Origin of the sequence: Pseudomonas sp. ITEM 17296, assembly GCF_028895205.1 — a bacterium.
Taxonomy (GTDB): domain Bacteria; phylum Pseudomonadota; class Gammaproteobacteria; order Pseudomonadales; family Pseudomonadaceae; genus Aquipseudomonas; species Aquipseudomonas kermanshahensis.
Genome location: NZ_WJRS01000005.1, coordinates 1 through 23,503, shown reverse-complemented (window position 1 = coordinate 23,503; position 23,503 = coordinate 1). Strand labels below are relative to the sequence as shown.

At 62.1% G+C, this 23,503-nt stretch carries 19 protein-coding genes; 9 read left to right on the top strand and 10 right to left on the bottom strand.

Going from position 1 to position 23,503, the window contains the following annotated elements; all coding sequences use genetic code 11:
* Positions 1–29 precede the first annotated feature (29 nt).
* The 9 genes from pdxR (at position 30) to GIB19_RS07600 (ending at position 10,193) form a co-directional block, all read left to right on the top strand.
* On the top strand, positions 30–1,508 hold the full coding sequence (gene pdxR / locus GIB19_RS07640) for a MocR-like pyridoxine biosynthesis transcription factor PdxR (RefSeq protein WP_274885117.1): 1,479 nt from the start codon (positions 30–32) through the stop codon (positions 1,506–1,508).
* A gap of 706 nt (positions 1,509–2,214) precedes the next feature.
* Positions 2,215–3,453, top strand: coding sequence for an OprD family porin (locus GIB19_RS07635; protein ID WP_274885116.1), 1,239 nt, complete (start codon positions 2,215–2,217; stop codon positions 3,451–3,453).
* A 247-nt stretch (positions 3,454–3,700) separates the two neighbouring features.
* On the top strand, positions 3,701–4,507 hold the full coding sequence (locus tag GIB19_RS07630; protein ID WP_027594703.1) for an NAD-dependent epimerase/dehydratase family protein: 807 nt from the start codon (positions 3,701–3,703) through the stop codon (positions 4,505–4,507).
* Positions 4,508–4,532: 25 nt separating this feature from the next.
* Entirely contained in the window at positions 4,533–5,411 is an 879-nt protein-coding gene (locus GIB19_RS07625) for a glucurono-1,5-lactonase (protein WP_274885114.1), read from the top strand.
* A 63-nt stretch (positions 5,412–5,474) separates the two neighbouring features.
* On the top strand, positions 5,475–6,446 hold the full coding sequence (locus GIB19_RS07620) for a TRAP transporter substrate-binding protein (RefSeq protein WP_027594705.1): 972 nt from the start codon (positions 5,475–5,477) through the stop codon (positions 6,444–6,446).
* Between the two features lie 66 nt (positions 6,447–6,512).
* On the top strand, positions 6,513–7,040 hold the full coding sequence (locus GIB19_RS07615) for a TRAP transporter small permease (protein ID WP_027594706.1): 528 nt from the start codon (positions 6,513–6,515) through the stop codon (positions 7,038–7,040).
* Positions 7,041–8,321: a TRAP transporter large permease gene (locus GIB19_RS07610; RefSeq protein ID WP_027594707.1), complete on the top strand. Its 1,281-nt coding sequence runs from the start codon at positions 7,041–7,043 to the stop codon at positions 8,319–8,321. It abuts the gene before it with no gap.
* Between the two features lie 53 nt (positions 8,322–8,374).
* A complete protein-coding gene (locus GIB19_RS07605) occupies positions 8,375–9,298 on the top strand; it encodes an EamA family transporter (protein WP_099430227.1) in 924 nt (307 codons plus the stop codon).
* 25 nt (positions 9,299–9,323) lie between these two features.
* Entirely contained in the window at positions 9,324–10,193 is an 870-nt protein-coding gene (locus tag GIB19_RS07600; RefSeq protein ID WP_099430228.1) for an aldose 1-epimerase, read from the top strand.
* A 146-nt stretch (positions 10,194–10,339) separates the two neighbouring features.
* Here GIB19_RS07600 and GIB19_RS07595 read toward each other — a convergent pair whose 3' ends face one another.
* The 10 genes from GIB19_RS07595 to GIB19_RS07550 form a co-directional block, all read right to left on the bottom strand.
* A complete protein-coding gene (locus tag GIB19_RS07595; protein ID WP_099430229.1) occupies positions 10,340–11,635 on the bottom strand; it encodes an MFS transporter in 1,296 nt (431 codons plus the stop codon).
* 171 nt (positions 11,636–11,806) lie between these two features.
* A complete protein-coding gene (locus GIB19_RS07590) occupies positions 11,807–12,703 on the bottom strand; it encodes a LysR family transcriptional regulator (RefSeq protein WP_027594711.1) in 897 nt (298 codons plus the stop codon).
* 86 nt (positions 12,704–12,789) lie between these two features.
* Positions 12,790–14,820 (bottom strand): pyridoxamine 5'-phosphate oxidase family protein, encoded by a 2,031-nt coding sequence (locus GIB19_RS07585; protein ID WP_274885113.1) that lies wholly within the window; start codon positions 14,818–14,820, stop codon positions 12,790–12,792.
* Positions 14,821–14,848: 28 nt separating this feature from the next.
* The gene (locus GIB19_RS07580) at positions 14,849–15,478 is read right to left on the bottom strand and encodes a glutathione S-transferase family protein (protein WP_099430232.1); all 630 of its coding nucleotides are present in this window, start codon (positions 15,476–15,478) and stop codon (positions 14,849–14,851) included.
* Positions 15,479–15,651: 173 nt separating this feature from the next.
* Positions 15,652–16,203 carry a UPF0149 family protein gene (locus tag GIB19_RS07575; RefSeq protein WP_027594714.1) on the bottom strand — a complete coding sequence of 184 codons (552 nt, stop codon included), beginning with the start codon at positions 16,201–16,203 and terminating at the stop codon, positions 15,652–15,654.
* Positions 16,204–16,293: 90 nt separating this feature from the next.
* Positions 16,294–17,283 (bottom strand): asparaginase, encoded by a 990-nt coding sequence (locus GIB19_RS07570; protein WP_099430233.1) that lies wholly within the window; start codon positions 17,281–17,283, stop codon positions 16,294–16,296.
* A complete protein-coding gene (locus GIB19_RS07565) occupies positions 17,280–18,431 on the bottom strand; it encodes a hypothetical protein (RefSeq protein WP_099430234.1) in 1,152 nt (383 codons plus the stop codon). Before GIB19_RS07565 ends, GIB19_RS07570 begins: the two co-directional genes overlap by 4 nt.
* 11 nt (positions 18,432–18,442) lie before the next feature.
* Positions 18,443–19,339 carry a nitrilase family protein gene (locus GIB19_RS07560; RefSeq protein ID WP_265969935.1) on the bottom strand — a complete coding sequence of 299 codons (897 nt, stop codon included), beginning with the start codon at positions 19,337–19,339 and terminating at the stop codon, positions 18,443–18,445.
* 148 nt (positions 19,340–19,487) lie between these two features.
* Positions 19,488–21,422, bottom strand: coding sequence for a flavin monoamine oxidase family protein (locus GIB19_RS07555; RefSeq protein WP_274885112.1), 1,935 nt, complete (start codon positions 21,420–21,422; stop codon positions 19,488–19,490).
* Positions 21,423–21,619: 197 nt separating this feature from the next.
* A complete protein-coding gene (locus GIB19_RS07550) occupies positions 21,620–23,263 on the bottom strand; it encodes an acetolactate synthase large subunit (protein WP_099430237.1) in 1,644 nt (547 codons plus the stop codon).
* Between the last annotated feature and the right edge of the window lie 240 nt (positions 23,264–23,503).

Here is a 23,503-nt window from a genome sequence, read left to right as displayed (position 1 = left end):
CCACCACTTTTCGCAAGCGAACCAGACCAATGTTCAAACACGCACAACTGCAATCGGTCAAAGCCTGGATGAGCGACCCGGCCCATGGCGCGTTGCCGTTGCATGTGCGGATCCAGCGGGCGATTCGCCAATTGATCCTTGATGGCGCGCTGCCGGTCGGTAAATCGCTGCCGGCTTCACGCCCATTGGCCCAGTCGCTGGGCGTCTCGCGGGATACCGTGGAGGCGGCTTACAGCCAGTTGCATGCAGAGGGCTTCATCGAGCGTCGGGTGGGCAGCGGAAGCTTCGTCTCGCAACGCGCTCAGCATCTGCCACGGCGACAGCAAAAACGCGAAACGCGCTGCGATGAGCCACCTCAACTAAGCCGCCGGGCGATGGCCGTGCTGCAGAGCGGGGGCGTGAATAATTTCCAAGGGCCGCGCCCGTTTGCACCGGGGGTAGCCGAGACCCGGCACTTCCCCCTGGCGATCTGGGAAAGGCTGGAGCGCCAGGTGTACAAGGAATTTGGCACCCAGGCATTGGAGCACAGTGCGCCACAGGGCATCGCCTGCCTGCGCAGCGCGATCGCTGACTACCTTAACCTCGAACGGGGCGCGCAGGCGTCTGCCGACCGGGTGCTGATCCTCACCAGCTCGCAGCAGGCGCTTAGCCTATGCGCGCAGGTGCTCATGGATGCAGGCGATCAGGTACTGGTCGAAGACCCGCTCTACCAAGGCACGCGCAAAGCCGTCGCGGCAGCAGGCCTCGAAGGCGTGCCCGTGCCAGTGGATGAAAACGGCCTGCAGGTGGAACGCATGGCGCGGTTGGCCGCCAATGCCAGGGCGGTGTTTCTGACGCCGTCCCATCAATATCCCACCGGCGCGACGTTGTCGCTGGACAGGCGCCTCCAGGCCATCGAGTGGGCAAGGCAGCAGCGCGCCTGGATCATCGAAGACGACTACGACAGCGAGTTCCACTACGAGGGCCGGCCGACCGCCTGCGTGCAGGGCCTGGACCCGCATGAATGCACGCTGTACATCGGCACGTTCACCAAGTCGCTGTTCGCCGGGCTGCGCATCGGCTACTTGCTGTTGCCACCTGCTCTCGTCGCGCCGATGACCAATGCACGCACGCTGCAGGATGGGCATACGGCCTCCATTGCCCAGCTGACCCTGGCGCGGTTCATGGAGGGCGGGCACTACACAGCGCATGTGCGGAGCATGCGGGCGCTGTATGCCGCGCGCCGGGACATGCTGGCCGAGCTTGTGCACAAACATTTGGGGGCGTTTCTGACGCCAAGCATTCCGGCCGGGGGGCTGCAGATGCCCTGCCACTTCGTGCAGGACATGCCGGAAGATGCGGTAGTGAGGGCGGCGCATGCGGCGGGGATCGACCTGTTGGGGCTCGGCAGTTTGTATGCATCGCCGAGGAATGATGCGGGCCTGTTGATGGGGTTCGCGGCGCTGACGCCTGGCGAGATGCGTGTAGCGGTGGGGAAGCTGGCGAAGGTGTTTGCGGGGTTGGAATAGTGAGCTCCCAGCCGCATTCAAGGCGCTGCTCTGGGTTCACAGAAGTCTGCCCTGAGTGCTTCTGCGCCTGTGAGATCGAGCGCCGCCCGCGCGGCGCTTCGCAGCACAAGGCTGCTCCTACATCTGTTTCGGGCCAGTTATTCCTGGGGCATTGGCGCGCGGCCCCCTGGCGCATGGCGCGATATTGAGCCGGACAAACAAGGCGGTCGCGCGCCGCCTTCACAGGCGTGACTGGCCCGAAACGGATGTAGGAGCAGCCTTGTGCTGCGAAGCGCCGCGGGGGCGGCGCTCGATCTCACAGGCACTGAAGCACTCAAGCCCTCAGTCATAGTACCTCCAGAAAAATCCCTTGCCCCCGGAATAGAGGCCTCAGCTTTCCGTATTCACCAAAAACCCAAGCCTCCAAACACCCTCATCACACCACAAAGCGTTGACATCCCCACCACCACTTGATAAAAATCGCCACAGTTGTACGACAACGCATAACAAAAACAACAATCAGTGGACGATCGCCATGTCGACTTCAATCGCGCTATACCCCCGCGTTGCACCTTTCCCGATTTCGTCACCCGCGGCCACCTAGGGCCGTAAGCCCGTTTCACCCTCCCTGGCCGTGACCGGCCCGTTACCTACCCGCCCCTACCGCTGGCCGCTTGCGCGTGCACGGTGGACGGGCCGCCACACCCTTTTGTGGAGCACAACAATAATGAGAATCTGCCAAACCCTTCCCTTTGCCCTACTCGGCGTCGGCATGCTCGGCAGCCTGCCGGGTACCACGCTGGCGGCGGGCTTTGTCGAGGATGCCAAGGCCACGCTCGGCCTGCGCAACTTCTACATCAACCGCAACTTCACCAACCCCAGCAACCCGCAAAGCAAGGCCGAGGAATGGACGCAGAGCTTCATCCTCGATGCCCGCTCGGGCTTTACCGAGGGGCCGGTGGGGTTCGGTGTGGATGTGCTGGGCATGTGGTCGGTGAAGCTTGATGGCGGTGGCGGCACCTACGGCACCGGGCTGCTGCCGCGCCACGACGACGGGCGCCCAGCCGATGACTTTGGGCGCCTGGCGGTGGCGGGCAAGGCGCGGATCTCGAAGACCGAGCTTAAGATCGGCGAATGGATGCCGGTGCTGCCGATCCTGCGCTCCGACGACGGCCGTTCGCTGCCGCAGACGTTCCGCGGGGGGCAGGTCACCTCCAACGAGATCGCCGGGCTGACGCTGTATGGCGGGCAGTTCCGTGGCAACAGCCCGCGCAATGACGCGAGCATGGAAGACATGAGCTATGGCGGGGCGCTTTCCGATCGCTTCAACTTCGTCGGCGGCGAATACAAGTTCAACCAGGACCGCACGCTGGTCGGGCTGTGGAATGCAGTGCTCAAGGACGTCTACCAGCAGCAATACCTGCAACTGAGCCACAGCCAGCCAGTGGGTGACTGGACCCTGGGCGCCAACCTGGGCTACTTCCATGGCGATGAAGACGGCTCCGAGCGTGCCGGGCAGCTGGACAACAAGACCTACTCGGGGATGTTCTCGGCCAAGTATGGCGGCAACACCTTCTGGGTTGGGCTGCAAAAAGTCGATGGCGATACCTGGATGCGGGTCAATGGCACCAGTGGCGGGACGCTGGCCAACGATAGCTACAACTCCAGTTTCGACAATGCCAACGAACGCTCGTGGCAGGTGCGGCATGACTTCAACTTCGTCACCGTCGGGGTGCCGGGTTTGACGCTGATGAACCGTTATATCAGCGGGCAGGATGTGCACACCGGTGCGGTTACCTATGGCAAGGAGTGGGTGCGGGAAACCGAGCTTGCGTATGTGATCCAGAGCGGGGCGTTCAAGGATTTGAGTGTGAAGTGGCGGAACTCGAGCATTCGCCGGGATTACAGCAACAACGAGTTTGATGAGAACCGGTTGATCTTCAACTATCCGTTGTCGCTGTTGTAACAAGAGGCTAGCGCGCTCCGTGTAGGAGCGGCCTTGTGTCGCGAAAGGGGCGCGCAGCGGCCCAGCAATGGTAAGGGCTGCGCAGGTTTGGGGCCGCTGCGCAGCCCTTTCGCGACACAAGGCCGCTCCTACAGTGGATTGCGTAAGCCGGTAAAACCCACACACGGCTCATTGACAACAGCCAACCCCACTGCCAATAATTCACATAGTCATACGACAACCTACAACAGCTAACAACGAGCCGGCCATGACCCCAACTCCCCTCAATCGCCTGCTGCTCACCGGAGCCGCAGGCGGCCTGGGCAAGGTCCTTCGCGAACGCCTGCAAGGCTACGCCGAGGTCCTGCGCCTTTCCGATATCAGCCCGATGGCACCTGCCGCGGGCCCGCATGAAGAGGTGGTGGCTTGCGACCTCGCCGACAAGGCAGCGGTCCACGCCCTGGTCGAAGGCGTAGACGCCATCATCCACTTCGGTGGCGTGTCCACCGAGCATTCCTTCGAAGACATCCTCGGCCCCAACATCTGCGGCGTGTTCCACGTCTACGAGGCGGCGCGCAAGCATGGCGTCAAGCGCATCATCTTCGCCAGCTCCAACCACACCATCGGTTTCTACCGCCAGGACGAGCGCATCGACGCCCACTCCCCGCGCCGCCCCGACAGCTACTACGGGCTGTCCAAATGCTACGGCGAAGATGTCGCCAGCTTCTACTTCGATCGCTATGGCATCGAGACCGTGAGCATTCGTATTGGCTCGTCGTTCCCGCAACCGCAGAACCCGCGGATGCTCTGCACCTGGCTGAGCTACGACGACCTGGTTCAGCTGATCGAGCGCGGGCTGTTCACGCCCGATGTCGGCCACACCATCGTCTATGGCGCCTCCGACAACCGCACCGTGTGGTGGGACAACCGCCATGCCGCGCACCTGGGCTATGCGCCTAAAGACACCTCCGAGGTGTTCCGCGAGGCCGTCGAAGCCCAACCGGCGCCCGCCGCCGATGACCCGAGCATGGTCTATCAGGGCGGCGCTTTCGCCGTGGCCGGACCGTTCAACTGACCCCCGCGCGCCAGGAGGCACGGCCATGAACTGCGAACTGATCGTCGACGCCCGCAACGGTACCGGCGAAAGCCCTGTGTGGCACCCTACCGAACAGGCCCTGTACTGGGTCGACATCCCTGCCCGCACACTGCACCGCTGGCAGCCCAATGGGGCCCAGCAGGCGTGGCAAGGTGACGAAATGCTCGCCTGCATCGCCCGCACCGAACAGGGGTGGGTCGCAGGGATGGAAAGCGGCATCTTCCACCTCGAACCCAAGGCCGACGGCAGCCTCGACAGCCGCCTGCTCAGCACCGTTGAACATGCCAAGGGCGGCATGCGCTTCAACGATGGGCGCTGCGACCGCCAGGGCCGCTTCTGGGCCGGCACCATGTTGATGGACATGCCGCAGGGTGCCCATGTCGGGGCGCTGTACCGGCATGACGGCGAAGGGCACCTGCACCTGCAGCAGGACGGCATGATCGTGCCCAATGGCCTGGCCTTCAGCCCCGACGGCACGCGCATGTACCTGTCGGACTCGCACCCCAACGTGCAGAAAATCTGGGTGTTCGACTACGACATCGACAGCGGTACGCCCCACAACAAGCGGTTGTTCGTCGACATGCATGCCTACCCTGGCCGCCCCGACGGCGCCGCCATCGACCAGGACGGCTGCTACTGGATCTGCGGCAACGACGCCGGCCAGATCCACCGCTTCACCCCCGATGGCCGCCTGGACCGCTCGCTCAATGTGCCGGTGAAAAAACCGGCCATGTGCGCCTTTGGTGGCGCCAACCTGGACACCCTGTTCGTCACGTCGATCCGCCCTGCGGGCATTGACCTCTCCGACCAGCCGCTGGCCGGTGGGGTATTTGCCTTCGAGCTCGGCGTCAAAGGCCTGGAGGAGCCTGCCTACCGGGGCTGAACACCCGCTCTGCCACACACTTGCACACACGAAACCGGATAATAAAAACCACGGAGTTTCACCATGACCTTCAAACGCAAGCTGCTCCTTGCCGTACTCCCCTTCGCCTTCAGCCTGTCGATGCCGGCCTCCGCGCTGGACATCAAGTTCGCCGAGATTCACCCGGCCGGCTACCCGACCGTGGTCGCCGAACAGAACATGGGCAAAAAGCTCGAAGCCGCCAGCAATGGCGAGATCACCTTCAAGATGTTCGCCGGTGGGGTGCTCGGCTCCGAGAAGGAAGTGATCGAGCAGGCACAGATTGGTGCCGTGCAGATGACCCGCGTCAGCCTGGGGATCGTCGGCCCGGTGGTGCCGGACGTGAACGTGTTCAACATGCCGTTCGTGTTCCGTGACCATGAACACATGCGCAAGATCATCGACGGCGACATCGGCCAGGAGATCCTCGACAAGATCACCAACTCCGAATTCAACCTGGTGGCCCTGGCCTGGATGGATGGCGGCTCGCGCAGCATCTACACGAAAAAACCGGTGCGCAGCCTTGAAGACCTCAAGGGTATGAAGATCCGCGTGCAGGGCAACCCACTGTTCATTGACATGATGAACGCCATGGGCGGCAACGGCATTGCCATGGACACTGGCGAAATCTTCAGCGCCCTGCAGACCGGCGTGATCGACGGCGCCGAGAACAACCCGCCGACGCTGCTCGAGCACAACCACTTCCAGAGCGCCAAGTACTACACCCTCACTGGCCACCTGATCCTGCCTGAGCCGGTGGTGATGTCCAAGACCACCTGGAACAAGCTCACCGCAGACCAGCAGGCACTGGTGAAGAAAGTCGCGCGTGAAGCGCAGATGGAAGAGCGTGCGCTGTGGGACGCCAAGTCCGCAGCCAGCGAAGAGAAGCTTAAGGCGGCCGGTGTCGAGTTCATCACCGTCGACAAAAAGCCGTTCTTCGACGCCACCGCATCGGTCCGCGAGAAGTACGGCGCACCGTACGCCGACCTGATGAAGCGTATCGACGCCGTCCAGTAATACCGGCCCCTTCCAAGACGACCTCGACAGTGCGGCAGCCGCCGCCCTGTCGCTTTGGTGATGCCTATGAAATCGCTTTTCCTGAGCGTGAACGACACGCTGTACCGCGGCTGCATCTGGATTGCGGGCCTGTCGATCCTGACCATGACGCTGATCATTCCGTGGGGCATCTTCGCCCGCTACGTGCTGGGCACCGGTTCCAGCTGGCCTGAGCCGGTCGCGATCTTGCTGATGGTTGTGTTCACTTTCGTCGGCGCCGCCGCCAGCTACCGGGCGGGCGCGCACATGGCGGTGGCGATGATCACCGACCGCCTGCCCGCCCTGCAGCGCCAGCTGGTTTCACTGCTGGTGCAACTGCTGATGATCGTGGTGTGCGTGTTCATGACCTATTACGGCACCAAGCTGTGCATCACCACCTGGAACCAGTCGCTGGCTTCCCTGCCAGGCATACGCGTGGGCATGACTTACGCGCCGATCCCGGTGGGGGGCGTGCTGACGCTGATCTTTGTCGTGGAAAAACTCCTGCTGGGCGACCAAAGCAACCGCAAGGTGGTGCGTTTCGACCTGGCTGAAGAAAGCGAAGGAGCTGCGTAAATGGATGCGTTCATTCTGTTGGGCAGTTTCATCGCGCTGATCCTGATCGGCATGCCGGTGGCTTACGCCTTGGGCCTGTCTGCGCTTATCGGCGCCTGGTGGATCGATATCCCGCTGCAGGCGATGATGATCCAGGTGGCCAGTGGGGTTAACAAGTTTTCGTTGCTGGCGATTCCGTTTTTCGTACTGGCTGGCGCGATCATGGCCGAGGGCGGCATGTCCAGGCGGCTGGTGGCGTTCGCCGGGGTACTGGTGGGCTTCGTGCGGGGCGGGTTGTCGCTGGTCAACATCATGGCCTCGACGTTCTTTGGCGCGATTTCCGGCTCGTCGGTGGCCGACACCGCGTCGGTGGGCTCGGTGCTGATCCCAGAGATGGAGCGCAAAGGCTACCCGCGTGAATTCTCCACCGCCGTGACCGTCAGTGGCTCGGTGCAGGCGCTGCTGACCCCGCCCAGCCACAACTCGGTGCTGTACTCGCTGGCTGCGGGGGGCACGGTGTCGATCGCTTCGCTGTTCATGGCTGGGGTGATGCCTGGGCTGTTGCTGAGCGCGGTGATGATGGGCCTGTGCCTGATCTTCGCGAAAAAGCGCAACTACCCCAAAGGCGAAGTGATCCCGCTGCGCCAGGCGCTGAAAATCGCTGGCGAGGCACTGTGGGGGCTGATGGCGATGGTCATCATCCTCGGCGGTATCCTGTCGGGCGTATTCACCGCGACCGAGTCGGCCGCCGTGGCCGTGGTCTGGTCGTTCTTCGTGACCATGTTCATCTACCGCGACTACAAGTGGCGTGACCTGCCCAAGTTGATGCACCGCACGGTACGCACCATCTCGATCGTGATGATCCTGATCGGCTTTGCCGCAAGCTTCGGCTACGTGATGACGCTGATGCAGATCCCCTCGAAAATCACCACGGCGTTCCTGACCCTGTCGGATAACCGCTACGTGATCCTCATGTGCATCAACTTCATGCTGCTGCTGTTGGGCACGGTGATGGACATGGCGCCGCTGATCCTGATCCTGACCCCGATCCTGCTGCCGGTGATCACGGGCATCGGCGTAGACCCGGTGCACTTCGGCATGATCATGTTGGTGAACCTGGGTATCGGCCTGATCACACCGCCGGTGGGCGCGGTGCTGTTCGTCGGTTCGGCCGTCGGCAAGGTGAGCATCGAGTCGACGGTGAAGGCGCTGCTGCCCTTCTACCTGGCGTTGTTCCTGGTATTGATGGCCGTGACCTACATCCCTGCCATCTCGCTCTGGCTGCCCAGCGTGGTGCTGTAAAGCCAAATGGGGCCGCTTGCGGCCCCATCCTCTTTTGCAAATGGATCCTGCACATGGCTGTTCCCTCCTCTGCCACTCCCCTCTTTCCTCGCAAGCTGGCGCTGGCGCTACTGGCGCTGCTGGCCTGCTCGTTCGCCGCCAACCACGTTGCCGCACGCATCGCCTTCGATGACGGCACCGGCGTGCTGCTGGCGATTCTCTGCCGCTCCGGCATCACCTTTCTGGTCCTGGCCTGCCTGCTCCTGTGGCAACGCCAGGCAGTGGGCCTGCCGACCGGCACACGGCGCTGGCAATTGCTGCTTGGCCTGCTGATCGCCACGCAGAGCCTGTGCCTGTATTCGGCGGTGGCGCGCATCCCGGTGGCACTCGCGCTGCTGGTGGGCAATACCTTCCCGATGTTGCTGGCGCTGCTCACGTGGGCGTTGGGCGGTGCACGCCCGACTGGCCGCACCGTGCTGTTCATGGGCCTGATCCTCTGCGGCCTGGTGCTGGCGCTGGATGTACCGGCGCGGCTGGCCGACAGCGCCGACGCCAACCCGCACTGGGCCCTGGGCGTCAGCCTGGCCTTCTGCGCCGCGTGCGCCTTCGCCTGCGCGCTGTGGATCACCGATCACAAACTGGCCGCCGTGCGCGGCCCGGTACGCAGCCTGCTGACCTTGCTGATCGTGTTCTCCAGCATGCTGGTGGCAGGCGCAAGCGGCGTGATGCCTTCCGGGCTGTCGCTGCCTGCCAGCAGCAGCGGCTGGGCGGCCTTGGCCAGCCTGGTGGTGCTGTATGGCGTGGCCTTCACCCTGCTGTTTGTCTGTGTGCCCCGGCTGAACATGGCGCAGAACGCGCCGGTGATGAACATCGAACCGATCGCCACTTTGCTGCTGGGCTGGGCGTTGCTGGATCAGCGCCTGAGTACCTTGCAACTGATCGGCGGTGCCGTGGTGGTGTGCGGCATCGTGCTGCTGACCTATCGCCGGGCGAGCTGAGCAAACATTCTGAAAGGAGCCGCTGATGGCTGTCACCGAACTGCACCTGCAAGACCACCTGACCCGCCTGAGCCTGGCGCCGGACCTGGGCGCCAGCCTGATCAACTGGGAAGTGAAAGCGACCGGGCAGGCGCTGCTGCGCCACTCTGACCAAGACGCGCTGGCCAGCGGCACGCCGCGGCAACTGGCGTGCTACCCACTGGCGCCTTGGTCCAACCGGATTGCCCAAGGGGGTTTCGAGCGCCCCGAGGGTTGGCTGGCGTTGGCGCCCAACACCGCACACGACCCCTACCCGATTCATGGCACCGCCTGGCAGCAGGCCTGGCAGGTGGACCACCACAGTGAACGCCGTGCCCGGCTGACGCTCGACAGCCAGTTGCCCTTTGCCTACCGGGCGACGCTGGATGTGCACCTGCTCGACGGGTGCCTGAACCTCGACTTGCATGTAACCCACCTGGATGAAACGGCCACCTGGTATGGGCTGGGGCTGCACCCCTACTTCCCGCGCTATCCGGACACCCGGCTAAGCGCTATGGCGCAGCATGTGTGGCTGGCAGAAGAGGGGCGGCTGCCTTCGTACCCGGCTGAGCTGCCTGATGACTGGTGCTTCGACACCCCGGCCGGGTTGCCGACCAGGGTGGTCGATCATGCGTTCGGTGGTTGGCCTGGCAGCTGCGTGATCGAACAGCCCAGCGCAGGCTATGCCCTGGAATGCACGGCCAGTGGGTGTGAACACTTTCTGTTGTTCTGCCCACCGGGCAAGGCGTTTTTCTGCTTCGAGCCGGTCAGCCACCCGATCAACGCGCATCACCTGCCAGGGCGGCCAGGGTTGCGGTTGTTGCAGCAGGGTGAGGCGATGAGCTTGGGGTTCAAGATGCAGTATCGGGCGCTGTAGGGGGTTGCCTGTATAGGGGTCGCTTTGCGACCCATCGCCGGCAAGCCAGCTCCCACAGGTACGGCGCTTAACTGGGAGGCTACACAGTTCGGGTGGGAGCTGGCTTGCCGGCGATGGGCTGCAGAGCAGCCCCGCGATCTCAAGCTTTAAACCAGCACTTCGCCGGTGGCCACGCCCTGACGCGCGACCGGCTCACCCCGTACCTCACGCGCAACCTTCCACACCAGCACCGCCGCAACGATATCGAACGCTGCCAGCACCACGAACAGCGGGCTGTAGCCGATCTGCGTCACCAGGATGCCAAACACCAGGGTAAACACCGCCGCGCCCAGGTACCCGCACATCCCGCCCATACCTGTCGCGGTGGCCACCTGGTCCTTGCTGAACGAGTCCGACGTAATCGAATACAGCGCCCCCGACAGCGTCTGGTGCGCAAAGCCACCCATGCACAGCAGCAAAATCGCGGTATACGGGCTTTCAACCAGGCCAATGCAGGCTGGGCCGATCATGCAGCTGGCACCGAACACCAGCACCATCTTGCGCGAGGTGAACAGCGACACCTTCAAGTGACGGTGGAACAGCGGGCTCAGGTAACCACCGAGCACACAGCCGATGTCGGCCGCGAGAAACGGCAGCCAGGCGAACATCGCCACTTCCTTGATGTTCATGTGCCGCTCGGTCATCAGGTACAGCGGGATCCAGGCATTGAAGGTTTGCCAGGCCGGCTCCGAGAGGATGCGCGCGGAGGCTATGGCGTAGAAGTTTCGGGTCTTGAAGATGCGTTTCCAGGCGCCCTTCTCGCGCTTCTCTTCCTTGAAGTGCGCTTCCTGGCCAGACAGGATGTAGTCACGCTCTTCGCTGCTCAAACGCTTCTGATCGCGAGGGTGTTTGTAGAACAGCATCCACAAAACCGTCCAGACGATGCCGGACACCCCGACCATCACAAAGGCCAGTTGCCAGCCGCTGTGCAGGATCGCCCACACCACCAGAGGCGGCGCCAGCAACGCACCCAGCGAGGAGCCGATGTTGAACCAGCCGATCGCCACCGACCGCTCTTTGGCCGGGAACCATTCGGTGGTGGCCTTGACCCCGGCAGGCAAGCCGGCTGCTTCGGTCATGCCCAGCAGGCCGCGCATGAAGGCCATGCTTTGCCAGCCCGTGGCCAAAGCTGCGCCAGCACACGCCACTGACCAGGCCATGGCGAACACGGCAAAACCGAGCTTGGTCCCGATGAAGTCGATAAACCAGCCGGCGATCGGCTGCATAAGGGCGTAGCACACCTGCCAGGCGGCGACGATCTTGGCGTATTGCTCGGTCGTGATGGAGAGGTCGGTCATCAAGGTGGGGGCAGCCACCGAGAGGGTATTGCGGGCGAGGTAGTTGACGACGAGCCCAGCCGTGACGAGGCTGACCATCCACCAACGGATGCCTTTCATCTTCATGGTTCACCTGAATCTTATTTTTAGAGGTGCGGGTGAGTGCCTCAACGCTGGCAGCGCTAATTGAGACAATTTGTTTCAGGCGCAAGATTGCCATGTCGTAGGTCGTCGTACAACATAAATTGTTAACGGATGTGTATCTTCAGGGGTGCTATTGCAGGGGGTTGTACGACCTCAATCCAGCCCTTGGGCTCGAAGCGCATGGGCTAGCATGTCGATGAAGGTCCTGACTTTGGCGGACCCGTACTTGCTCTCCCGGTGCAGCACATGAATCGGCCAGGGGGCTTCTTCGTACTCGGCCAGAATGACCTGCAACTGCCCGTTCGCTATCTCGTCCGCCACTTGGTACGACAGCAACCGTGCGATCCCCAGCCCGCCACTGGCTGCGGCAATCGCCCCATCATTGCTGGTCACGGTCAACCGCGGCTTCATGCGGACCAGGGTCGGCTCATCCGTCACGCCGAAGCGCCAACCGGCCCGGGGCGACAAGTTGGTGGTGCCGATCACCGCATGGCCTGGCAAGTCCGATGGGTGTTGCGGCACGCCGTGGCGCGCCAGGTAGTCCGGCGAGGCGCAGAGCATGCGCCGCACCCTGCCCACCCGCAGCGCCTTCAGGCCGGAGTCTGGCAGCGGGCCGATGCGCACAGCCACGTCCATGCCCTCCTCGACCATGTTCACCACCCGGTCGAGGAAGTACGCAGACACGTCGACCTCGGGGTATTGCTGCAGGTAACGAACGATGCACGGCATGACGAATTTCTTGCCGAACAGGATCGGCGCGGTAACGGCCAAGTCACCCTTGGGCGTGGCGTTGATGCCGGCCGCGGCTTCATTGGCCTCGTGGATGCTGGCGAGAATATGCCGGGTGTCCTCCAGGTAGCGGCCACCCGCTTCGGTCAGGCGCACGCTACGGGTGGTGCGCAGCAGCAGTTTGACCCCCAACTGGTCCTCCAGGGCACTGACAGCACGGGTTACCGCGGCGGGCGAGATGTCCAACCGGCGGGCGGCAGCGGCGAAGCTTTCCAGCTCGCCAACTGCTACGAACACCTTCATCAGGTGAATCTGATCCATGCCGGCTCCTGGGATGTCGGGGGGGGTGGATTATCGATTATCTGCGGTTTTTTCGCTGCCCTGTGCGCAGGCCACCACAGTCAGCACTACAGTTCCAGCACCAAGGCCTGCGCGCCCTCCTCCACTTTAGCCGGCACGGCACAGCAGATCAGCGCCGTACCGCTTTCCGGCATCTCGGCAGGCGGGTTCGGGTAATGCACCTGCCCACTCACCACCTTGGTCTTGCAGGTGCCGCATGAACCACCCCGACAGCTGAAATCCGGCGACAACCCACGCGCCTCGGCAAGTTCCAGCAAGGTACCGCTGCCCGGCGCCCAGCGCGCCTCCTTGGCCGAGCTGGCGAAATACACCGGCACCGCTTCGCTGGCAGCCGGGGGCTGCTGCAGCACCGGCTGGTCGTCGTCGGTGTGCCGCCTGAGCGTCGATGGCCCAAAGGCTTCGGCATGGATACGTGCGTCGGGTACATGCACGGCACGCAGCCCTTCGTACAGGTCCTGGGTAAAACTCGCTGGGCCACACACATAGAAATCGTAGTCATCCAGCGCCAGCTGGGCTTTCACCTGCTCAATGCCCAGCCGGCCAGCATGCTCGTAGTCGCGCCCCCTGACCGCCTCGGCCTCAGGCTGGCTCAGGCAACGGTGTACACGCAACCATTCGCCCGCTTGCTGGCGCAGCGCCGCCAGTTCTTGCTGGAAGGGCAAGTCCGCCAGGCTTCGCGCACCGTGAAACAGGTGAATAGGCCGCGCCTGACGCCGGGCCAATTGTGCTCGTAGCATGGCGATCAATGGCGTGATACCCACGCCCGCGCCAATCAGTACAATCGGCCGTGCGCTTTGCTCATCCAGGGTAAAACTGCCCATGGGCAGGCGCACATCGAGCAGGTCCCCCACCGCAATGCGCTCATGCAGATAGCGCGATGCCGGGCCCTGGGCCTTGACGCTGATGCGCAGGTAACCGTCCGACGGGGCGCTGGAAACGCTGTAGGTACGAATCAGCGGGGCATCCCTGCCCAGCGCGATACGCACAGGAATATGCTGCCCTGGCGCAAACTGCACGGGTGCATCTGCCGCCAGGTAGAACGAGCGAATATCACGGCTCTCCTGCTCTAGGCGCACCACCCGCCACGCCTGCCATTGACGCTGACGCTCACGCTGTTGCAGGCGTTCGCCGGCCTCGGCCCAGGTACCGGTCATCAGGCTGGTCGGCGCGTATTCTTTAAAGGCCCAGCGCAGCGACACGGCTGCCGGGCGCCATACCACGTGCTCGACGTCCAGCGTCCACAGCCGCTCGGCGCCCTCGAACGCATTGATGGCAGGGCTCTCCAGTACCACTTCGGCATGCCCGCAAAGCTGCAGTACATTGCCGGTGGCGAAGTCGATGAACAGCAACCCTGCCACCGGGTTCACCAACAGGTTGCCCAGCGTGTTGAAGTGCAAATTACCGGCGTAGTCGGGAATGGTCAGGCGGTTGCCCTCGACCTTGACGAACCCAGGCCGACCGCCGCGGTGGGACACATCGACCGAACGCGGGCCATCGTCTTGCGCGACGTAGCTTGCGACAAAAAAGGTATCGGCCGCTTCGATCATGGCAACCGCGCGGGCATCCAGTGCAGTGGCATCGACGCGCCCTTTTGCCGGCTCATCGCTACGCGTGTACTCGCGCAGCTGGATGTACTGAGGGCAGTTGCCGAACGACTGCTCCACCGTCACTTCCAGTTGCCCGTTACGTGCCTGGCCGATCAGGCCGTTGATTCGGTTGCGCCGGCGCGTATGCAACTCGATGCCCAGCAGCCCGATTGCCTGCCCGCTCGCCAGCCCTGGTGTGGCGGGGTCATCCGCTTTCAGGTCCACGTTGATCAGCAACTGGCGTGGGTCGGGCGAGCTGACGAAGCCTTGCGGGCCTTCGAGGAAGGTCGCCCACGGCCTGCCGTGGGCATCCACACTGCCCGCCACCATGAACGGCAACTGCTGATAGAACGCGCGATGCTGGTCTGGCATGAAGTCGCGAATGACCTTCTGCCCGAACACCTCCATGCGCTCCGACACACCGACCTTTTCCTGCAGGATCTTCTCACCGCTGTGCCAAGGTGACGCGCGATGGCCTGGAAGCTGGTGCATGGTGGCATTCCTCGAAGGGGGGTTGAGCTCAATCGCCGGCTTGCAGGCCCGTGGCGGTACGCGGCATCGGCACGAAACCTGGCAGCGCCTCGATCCGTGCCAGCCAGCTGCGCACGTTGGCGTAGGGCTCCAGCGAGACATTGCCCTCTGGTGCGTGGGCGATGTAGGAGTAGTTGGCAACGTCGGCGATGGTGGGCTCACTGCCTGTCAGGAAGGGGGCCTTGGCCAGTTCGGCGTCGATCACCTTGAGCAGGGTGTGGGCACGGCCGATGACTTCATCGGTGTTGAACGCGGCGCCGAACACGGTCACCAGGCGAGCGGCAGCCGGGCCAAAGGCCAATGGGCCTGCGGCGACCGACAGCCAGCGTTGCACGCGCGCTGCGGCTTCGGGCTCCTCGGGCAACCAGGTGCCGTTGTCGTATTTCTTGGCCAGGTACACCAGGATGGCGTTGGAGTCGGCGATGACGGTGCCGTTGTCGTCGATGACCGGCACCTGGCCGAACGGGTTGAGGGCAAGGAACGCAGGCTGCTTATGCTCACCTTTGGCCAGGTCGACGAAAACCAGCTCGGTCGGCAGCTTCAGCAACGAGAGCATCAGCTCGATACGGTGCGCGTGGCCAGACTTGGGGAAGTTGTAGAGTTTGATCGCGGTCGACATGGGCTTGGCTCCTGGTCAGCGCCGGAATGGGCTGGTGGAGGCCATGTTGGACCGATTCAACTGGCAGCAGAATCAGTGCTGGGGGGAAACCATAATTTCGCGTGGCGGAATAATGCTTGTAGAAGCGGCGCTAGGCCGCTTTTACAGTGGAGTGCATAGGCTGCATCTTCGGCTCAGTGCCGCTGATTATGGAACTTGAACAACTGGCGTGCCGCCTCGATCACCTGAGGCACACAGGCTTGAATGTCCTCTTCACGCATTTGATCGAGCAACTCGAAGTTGTCCTCCAGCCCATGCAGGGAAATGGCCTTGAGCAGTTGATCCTGCTCCGGCGGCAACGCGTCCCAGCTGGCGACCTGGGTACCGCGCATATAGCCGAAGCACCACTCTTCCATGATGATCACAGCGCCATCGTCGGTTTCATTTTCCTCGAACAGCGGTTCGAACTGATCGATGTTGTCACCCAGTTCGTCCGCCACTTGGCTGGCGTAACGCAACATCAACGCCGTGTACGCCTCTTCATGCGCGGGCTTCTTGAATTTCGGCACTTTGCCACCCGCCACGGCTGGCAACCATTGTTCGGGGTGGACGGTGATCGGGGAACTGGCCAGGGCGGTAAAAAAGCCATTGAGCTCGGCCAGGTTGAGTACCGAATAATCGTTGCCGTAAGTGATCAGCAGGTCTTCGAGGCGGTCGAGTTCTTTTTCGCTGAGCGCGGGGAGCATGGGGGTTGTCCTGAAAAGCAAAAGTGCACGCACCCTAGCACAGCACGCACCAGAAGGCTGCCCGCAGCGACGAGGCTACGGGCAGTTTCGCTAGCGTGGCAACCACATGGGCAGCAGGGCCTGCCTGCCTGACCCGATCAGCAGCCAGAGCAGGACTCGGCACTTGCGCGGGCAAAGTTGCCCAGCCATGTGCAGCCCTTTTTTCTGCAGGTCGATCTCGCCGCCGACAAACCCATAGGTCGCCAGCGCCGTAGGCCCCCTGCCTGTGCGGGTAGCCATGATCACGGGCAAGCCGGGCGTGAGTTGGCCCAGCATCTCGGACCAGGCGCCCGAGACGTGCCCGGCACCAAACCCCGCAATCACCAGCCCCTCGTAACCCAGCGCCGGCAAGGCCTGCAACAGGGCAGTGTCCGCATCCAGGCAGGCCTCCAACAGGGCAACGCGATGATCCAGACGATGCGGCAGTGGCAGTACCTCCCGTGGTGAAGGCTGGTGGTGATAGCGCGCAACACCTTCGACCACTTCGCCCACGGGGCCACTGCCTGGTGACTCGAAAGCGGACATCGCCAGGCTGGCGACCTTACGAACCTTCGCGGCGCTGTGGATCTGGTCGTTGATCACAACCAGCACGCCACGCCCCTGACTGGCCTGGGCTAACGCCACTTGCGCGGCCGCCAGTAGATTGGCCGGCCCGTCACAGCCCGGTTGGCTGGCCGAACGCATGGCACCGGTCAGCACCAAGGGGGCATCGAATGGCCAGAGCAGGTCGAAGAAGTAAGCCGTCTCCTCTAGCGTATCGGTCCCTTGAGTGAGCATCACGGCCTGCGCACCGCGCTCTACCTGACCACGCGCCCACGCCAGCACTTCAAGCAGCGTCACAAACCCGAGCGAGGCGCTGGGCAGCATGCCCAGCGTCGCCACTTCGAGGTGCGCCATTTGCCTGAGCGCTGGCAGCAAGGACAGTTGCTTCTCACAATCGAGCGTTGGCGTTACCCCCCCTTCAACCGTATCGACCTGCATGCTGACGGTGCCGCCCAGGCTGGCGATCGACAGCCGAGGCAACTGTGGAGACTCAGTCATGCCGCACCTCCTATCAGCCCCACCAGCGGCACGATCGCCAATGTACTGAAGGCCATGGACAAGACATTTCCGATGTAGCCATGCATATAGCTTGGCAACCGGCCACTGATGGCCACCGCCAATGGCGGCGCTACCAGCGCACCCAGCACCGCGCTGGCTACCACAACCTGCCAGTCACCACCGTGAATCAGCACGGCAGCCGGAACGATCGACACAATGGGAATGTAAGTGGGGTACCAGCCGCGCGCCTGCCATTGACGACGCCACACCAGCACCCCCACCAATGACGCCAGCGCCTGGCCTGCCACCATCTGCACGACCAGTTGCGAACCGTAGGCTGGTGCGGCAGGCGCAATCACATAGGCCAACAGCAGGCCCAGCAACAACCCGAGGCTGGCAAGCTCATTGCCGAAAAATGGCGCTTCACTGAAGTCAGCCAACACACGTCGAAAGGTCCAGACCACACCGTAATCAGGTTGACGAGTGACGGGCTGCAACCCCGCGGGCCTTTTGCCTTGGTGCACCCATGACGGGAAACGCTTGCACAGCAGGAAAGCCACTACGCTCGCCACGGCCATGCCGCCAACGTTGCCGATGACCACCGGCAACTGCAAAGGAATGCACAGGTAATTGACCAGGAGCAGGCTGGCAGGCGTTACCAGCAGCGCACCGAGTAGCGCCCCGGTAATCGTCACCTGCCAGCCTCCGCCAAACAGCAATACCATGGCAGCCGGCAGCGACACGAAAGCAACGAAGGTCGGTTGCCACCCTCCCCCAGCCAGCGTCCACCCCCACAAGACGTGGCTGAGCAACAGGCCGAGCAGCGAGCTGGTGAACACCCACGGCCACAGCCCAGTGCCATAACAAATGGCAAAACCTTGCCAGCGGTAGCCACGAAGACCGGCCCAATGCGCCAGACAAGCCCCCAGCAGCAGGCCCAGAGCCGGCAACTCGTGCTTGTAGAAAGCGACTTCGCTGATGTCGCCGACTATCCAGCGCAAACGGCTCAGGGGTTGATCAAGTGTGGCGGTGAGCTGTGCGTAGTCCGGCCATTGGCCGAAAACCAGGCTAACTATCAGCAATACGGTCAGGCAGGCCAATATCACCAGCGGTGGCCTTTGCCTGTTCGGGATGCTTATCTCGTTCATGTTCTGCCTCCTCAGCGCGGCATCGGGGCATGCAGGCGATAACCGAGGGTGTGGTCATAAAGATCGGTACGCCGATCTCGCGGCAGATCATTGAGGCTGTTCCAGATCGGCGCAGACCGAGCCGCACTGAGGTCTACATCGGCATAGAGGATGCTTTCCTCTTCCGCGCTTGCCACTTCTCCGATCGGCCAGCCGTTGGTGCCGGCAATCAGCGAACAGCCCAGAAAACGACCGCCACGCTCGCTGCCAATTCGGTTGGCAGCGGCGATATAGACGTTGTTGACGTGCGCTGCGGTCATGGTCAGGTAAGAAGCCATGCAGCGCCCGGCCTCATCGAACAGCGGCGGCGGCGTCCACACCCAGTTGTTGAGGCTGCAGAGGATGTCGGCGCCTTGTGCAGCCATCAGGCGGGGGACTTCGGGGAACCAGATATCCCAGCAGATCAGCAGGCCGATACGCCCAATGGGGGTTTCGAACACCGGGAAGCCGAGGTTACCGGGCGTGAACCACAGCTTCTCCTGGTTCCATAGGTGCGCTTTGCGGTAGTGCCCAAGCATTCCCTCGGGGCCGAAAAGTACGGCGCTGTCATACAGCTTCATCCCATCCCGTTCGGCGAACCCCGCCGCCAGATAGATGTGATGATCCCGCGCAAAGTCCGCCCAGGCTTGGACACTGCGCCCGTCGTGCAGGGTCTGCGCATGGGCATAGGCTTCTGCCCGCGAGTGGAACGTATAACCGGAGTTGGCAAGCTCTGGCAGCACAATCAGGTTGGCACCTTCGCGCACGGCGCGCCGGGCCAATGCCAGGCCCCTGCTCACATTGCTATCACCGTGCTCGACCCCCACTTGAGGGTCATACTGGATGACTGCGATGCGCACGGGGCTGACAGGGGTGCAGTGTTCAGACATGGCGGCTTCCTTTTATGTTTGTTGTGGAAGGGCGCCAGTAAAGCGGGGTTGAGCCTGGGAGCGACAGTCAGGACGCTCCCACAAGATCGTAGGGAAAAGGAAGAATTATTGAGGGAAGGATCCTACATATTGATTGCCGACGCCCTGATTACCGCACTTGATAATGCGGGTAATGATCCAAGGTGAAGCCTCCATTGAACGTGGCTTTCGTGCGATTGCAGAGGTTGATCACGGTATCGATTGCAGTGCGCAGGCACGGCTCGGTCCAACCCGCGTCAACAGAGAAGGACTCTCCCGCCAGATAGAGTCCGGAGGCAGCGCTGAGGTCGCGGTTGTATTTCATCAGGCTGACTGCGTCGTAATAGGTACCTGCCCTGTACAGCTTTGCGCAGCCGAGAGCATTTCTATCTGTCATCCAGCGCTGTATGCGGATGTTTCGAGTATCGATGTAAGGCGATATGGCTTCCCCCATATTGGTACAGCGCATCAGAATACGGTCGAGTTCCTGGATGCATTTGTTGCCCAACGCCTGATCTGATATCGCCCCCAATTTAGTGGCGTCATCTTCCCAGGTATAACTGAGCAGGATGCAGTCATCGGAGTAGCTGTCGTTGTAGCGGTAGACATAAACATCGTGCACGAAGCTGTCAGTGACGAGGATTTGAGGGATGGCCACTTTGCGGTCGAGAAAGCTTTTTTTGAGTGGTGCATAGACCTTGCAACTGGTTTCCCAGTGAGCATGCTTCCAGGCATCGATGATCCGTTGCGGCAGAATCTCTCGATTGAAGCCATTGATCTGTATCTGGGTTTCAATCAGCCATGAAGGCGTGGTGAGGATTACGCTGTCGAAATCCTCGTGCAAAACCTGGCTATGTGCCGGGTCACTGTGCTGCCAGCGATACTCCACCCGGACATGCCCATCAGACTGCTTGTGCAATGCGCAGACTGAACTGTCGGTCAGCAGACCGTCGTCTCGTTGAATGAAGTGATCATAAAGCGATGTGCCTTGCATCCCAACGTCCATGAACAGCAGACAATCATCCATCGCCGCAAGGCCCAAATAGGCAGGCGCCTGAAACATGAGCCCTTTGCTATCGGGTAACTGGCCCGCTCCCAAATACGGTGCGACGTAGGGTATGCCGCCCTCATCAACACGCCCATGCACCAACTGCAAATGGCTGCTGAAGCCAAAGATCGCAGTACGCAGCGGGTACAAGCAGCAGACATCATAGAATGCGCCCCAGCTGCCATCTCCAATGCCGATTGCATAGAAAATTGCCGACTCATCGCTGTTCATCCCCAATCCGCCGAAGTCTCCGGGGTTTTCAGCGTTCCAGGCGTCAAGGGCAGGCAACTGCACCAGGTCCCGGAAAGACAAGCGGTGATAACGTTCGACGATTGCCGACCACATCGCCTCCCAATCCACCGTCCCATAATGAGCAGCGACCCGCTCGGCGAAATGCTCCGCAAAGCGCCGCCATTTGTTGTAGACATTCTGCAGCGTGAGGGTGGGAGGTAGTGTGTCTCCCTCCGGGTTAAGCCAAATCAGTAGCGTTGGATCCCCCTTCCCATCCAGCTGACCCTCTCGCAGATAAATACCGGTGGCATTCACCCAGGGCGTTCCGGGATTGGGAAAGTCAGTCAGGCGCAGCTCGAACACATTGGCGTAATAGGCCATAAGCGAGCGACCGTCCTTGGGTGGCTCTCCTGTCCTATTGAACAACGGCATGCGCATAGCCCCCATTTCGAATGGGGTGGTGGGGTGCTTGTGATCCCCAAGCGTGTTCACCACAGTCAAATGACGCCCGCCCACACGCTTCGATTGCTCAATCAGGGTGATATGGGTAAAACCGCAACGCAACAGCTCCCGTGCAGCGGTCAAACCCGTTACACCAGCACCGATAATGCATATTCGGTGATGCGGCTGAGTAGCACGGGCTATACCTCCCGCTTGTTCGAGCAACCGGCGGTAATCAAAACAGAGATCGGGTGGATTGGGGTAACGTGCAGCCCATGGCTGGGCTGGGGATGACGGCTCAATGGCCAAGTGTGCGGGGTGGTTATGAGTCGATCCGATCGTCATGTTCTCGTGTTCGCCAAGGGTTGGGGAACGTGAGAATGGAGAATCGTAGAGTGACAGGCGCGGTGTTTATTTAATACCACTTGGTGTCTGGCGCAAAGCATTCGCGGGGGCGTGCCTACTCCCAAGGTAAGCACAGTCCTCAGGAACTGTGCAGTACTTGTGGGAGCGGGCTTGCCCCGCGAATAGGCCGTTAAGCCTTACACCGCCAGCGCGCGCTCACGCAGCTCGCTGTTGAGGATGCGGTCGTTCTCGCTGTAGTCGACCGGGCAGTCGATCACGTGTACGCCAGGGGTCTTGATGCAGTGCTCGAGCAGCGGCAGCAAGCCTTCGGCGCTTTCCACACGGTGGCCATTGGCACCGTAGGCTTCGGCGTATTTGACGAAGTCCGGGTTGCCGTAGTCCAGGCCGAAATCGGTGAAGCCCATGTTGGCCTGCTTCCAGCGGATCATGCCGTAGCCGTCATCACGCAAGATCACCACGGTGACGTGCATGCCCAGACGAACTGCAGTTTCCAGCTCTTGGCTGTTCATCATGAAGCCGCCGTCGCCACATACCGAGATTACCGGGCGGTCCGGGTACACCAGGTGCGCTGCCATCGCCGACGGCAGGCCGGCGCCCATGGTCGCCAGGGCGTTGTCGAGCAGCACGGTGTTCGGCTTGTGGGCCTTGTAGTTACGGGCGAACCAGATCTTGTAGATGCCGTTGTCGAGGGCAACGATGCCTTCAGACGGCAGCACACGACGGATGTCGGCGACCAAGCGCTGCGGGTAGACCGGGAAGCGGTCGTCGTCGGCACCTTCGGCGATTTGCGCTTCGTTGGCTTCACGGATGGTCATGAGGCGGGTGAAGTCCCAGTGCGAGGTGTCGCCCAGGCCTTCAGCGATTTGCCAGACGGCGTTGGCGATGTCGCCGATCACTTCGACCTGTGGGAAGTACACGGCATCGACTTCGGCGGAGCGGAAGCTGATGTGGATGACTTCGGTGCCGCCACGGACCATGAAGAACGGCGGCTTTTCGATCACATCGTGGCCAATGTTGATGATCAGGTCGGCCGCTTCGATTGCGCGGTGGACGAAGTCACCGGACGACAGCGCGGCGTTGCCCAGGAAGCGCGGGCTACGCTCGTCGACCACACCCTTGCCCAACTGGGTGGTGACAAACGGAATGCCGGTCTTGTCGATCAGTTGCTTGAGGACCTTGGCGGTCATCTTGCGGTTGGCGCCGGCACCGATCACCAGGATCGGGCTGCGAGCGGTGCGCAGTTTTTCGATGGCGGCTTCGATGGCCACGTGCTCGGCCAGCGGGCGGCGGTGCAGGCTGCGCGGGATCGGCATGGCATCGGTCTGCTCGGCAGCGATGTCTTCCGGCAGTTCCAGGTGCACGGCGCCTGGTTTTTCTTCTTCAGCCAGGCGGAACGCTTCACGCATGCGCGAAGGAATGTTGTCGGCCGAGGCGAACTGATGGGTGTACTTGGTGATGGGGGCCATCATGCCGCACACATCGATGATCTGGAAGCGGCCCTGTTTGGACTTCTTGATCGGCTTTTGGCCGGTGATCATCATCATCGGCATACCGCCGAGGTAGGCGTATGCACTGGCGGTGACCAGGTTGGTCGCGCCAGGGCCGAGGGTCGACAGGCTGACGCCGGTCTTGCCGGTCAGGCGGCCATAGGTGGCGGCCATGAAGCCCGCAGATTGTTCGTGGCGGGTCAGGACCAGTTTGATCTTCGACTTGCGCAGGGATTCCAGCAGGTCGAGGTTTTCCTCACCAGGGATGCCGAACACATACTCGACACCTTCGTTTTCCAGGCATTGCACAACGACATCGGCGGCCTTAGCCATCTTGCTCTCTACCTCAAGTGATAGGACGGTGAAAGTCCATAAATGCGCAGCACGGCACGCTGGCATCGCTCTATTCGGGCGCGAGGGTGCCCCGAACCTAAGTCTTGACGCAGGTTAGGCAGGGCAAAGTCACGTGCGCGAACAGGATTAATTGTCGCACCCTTGAGCGCGTTTGAAGAGGTACAGGACGGACAAAACATCTTTGCCTGGAGACAGCGGATCTGCGGTTATAAACGGCAG